The organism is Odoribacter sp. N15.MGS-14 (genome assembly GCF_000980245.1).
GTDB classification, from domain to species: domain Bacteria; phylum Bacteroidota; class Bacteroidia; order Bacteroidales; family Marinifilaceae; genus Odoribacter; species Odoribacter splanchnicus.
The window spans coordinates 1-1,324 of the sequence record NZ_LARE01000152.1 but is presented as its reverse complement, the minus strand read 5'-3'; the positions used below and the strand labels follow the sequence as shown (position 1 = coordinate 1,324).

The window sequence follows — 1,324 nt, the reverse complement described above, 5'->3', positions numbered from 1 at the left end:
CACTAAAAGTGCTCCGACCGCTTGTAGGCACATGGTTTCAGGAACTATTTCACTCTTCTGTTCGAAGTGCTTTTCACCTTTCCTTCACAGTACTGGTTCACTATCGGTCTCTCGGGAGTATTTAGCCTTACCGGATGGTCCCGGCTGGTTCACGCAGAATTCCTCGTGCTCCGCGCTACTCAGGATACCACTAGGCTTCGACTGGCTTCGTATACGCAACTATCATGCTCTATGGTTGAACTTTCCAGAACATTCTACTCACCAGTTTTCTTGCCACAACGTGGTCCTACAACCCCACATATGCCGTAACATAGGTGGTTTGGGCTAGTCCCCGTTCGCTCGCCACTACTAGGGGAATCATTATTTATTTTCTTTTCCTGCAGGTACTAAGATGTTTCAGTTCCCTGCGTTAGCCTCCAACGTGGTTGGATGATTGGTCTTCAACCAATCGGGTTGTCCCATTCGGAAATCTCCGGATCAAAGGTTATTTGCACCTACCCGAAGCTTATCGCAGCTTATCACGTCCTTCATCGCCTCCGAGAGCCAAGGCATCCGCCATGCGCCCTTGCTTACTTTTAGTCTTACCGACAACGTATGGTCGATATATACTTTCAGCTTTAACTTTACTTTTTTCTGTTACATCATGTCAAAGATCGTTTGAGAATATTCCAATCAATTGGAATCTCAAGAGTGGAGAATAACGGATTCGAACCGTTGACCCCCTGCGTGCAAAGCAGGTGCTCTAGCCAGCTGAGCTAATCCCCCGAGATAGTGATTAGTGAGGGGCGGTCAGTGATTGGTAATCAGTAATTAAAATATCAATTAGCAATTAAGAATCGTCTGTACCTGTCACCAAGACTATGTCGTAGTCCCAGGCAGAGTTGAACTGCCGACCTCTACATTATCAGTGTAGCGCTCTAACCAACTGAGCTATAGGACTGTCAGTCAAACCCTAGCCCGAAGGCTCGGCTTCTACTTTCTCTTTATATTATCAATAAACAATCTTCGCAGTACAAGAGGTTCTTATGGAGGTAATCTCTTTAGAACCTACTTTTCATCTTGTTATGAGCGTCGCTCCAGAAAGGAGGTGTTCCAGCCGCACCTTCCGGTACGGCTACCTTGTTACGACTTAGCCCCAATCACCAGTTTTACCCTAGGACGCTCCTCGCGGTTACGTACTTCAGGTACCCCCGGCTTTCATGGCTTGACGGGCGGTGTGTACAAGGCCCGGGAACGTATTCACCGCGCCGTGGCTGATGCGCGATTACTAGCGAATCCAGCTTCATGGAGTCGGGTTGCAGACTCCAATCCGAACTGAGAGAGG

At 48.1% G+C, this 1,324-nt stretch carries 2 tRNA genes and 2 rRNA genes; all 4 read right to left on the bottom strand.

The features are described from left to right. Positions 1–579: ribosomal RNA gene (locus tag WS34_RS14660) — 23S ribosomal RNA — on the bottom strand; the annotation flags it as partial. Positions 580–691: 112 nt separating this feature from the next. Further along, a tRNA-Ala gene (locus WS34_RS14655) sits at positions 692–765 on the bottom strand. A 101-nt stretch (positions 766–866) separates the two neighbouring features. After that, positions 867–940: transfer RNA gene (locus WS34_RS14650), tRNA-Ile, on the bottom strand. Positions 941–1,080: 140 nt separating this feature from the next. After that, positions 1,081–1,324: ribosomal RNA gene (locus tag WS34_RS14645) — 16S ribosomal RNA — on the bottom strand; the annotation flags it as partial.